General features: G+C 35.4%; 1 protein-coding gene. It reads right to left on the bottom strand.

Going from position 1 to position 223, the window contains the following annotated elements; all coding sequences use genetic code 11:
• A partial coding sequence (locus H2O73_RS24575; RefSeq protein WP_220457808.1) for a type III PLP-dependent enzyme domain-containing protein occupies window positions 1-184 on the bottom strand: 184 nt, incomplete at its 3' end.
• Window positions 185-223: the final 39 nt, after the last annotated feature.

The following is a 223-nucleotide window of genomic DNA, read 5'->3' as shown; positions in this document are numbered from 1 at the left end:
ATTTTGGTAAATAAATAGCGTTCATATGCTGCTCACTGTTGTAATAATCATCACTATCACAAGTTAAACCTCCAAGTAAAACGCGTTCATAACTTTGATCCCAGCGGTTAATTGGCAACATCACAAAGCGCTTGTTTATAGCCCAAGTGTCTGGTAAAGTAGTAATGAAAGAAGAGTTAATCATATTCCATTTCTCTCTATCGTTTTGTTGCTTTTGGTAAAG

This window comes from Vibrio marinisediminis, assembly GCF_014050145.1.
Taxonomy (GTDB): domain Bacteria; phylum Pseudomonadota; class Gammaproteobacteria; order Enterobacterales; family Vibrionaceae; genus Vibrio; species Vibrio marinisediminis.
Note: the sequence above shows the minus strand (reverse complement) of the source record. Positions and strands in the feature narration are given on the sequence as shown.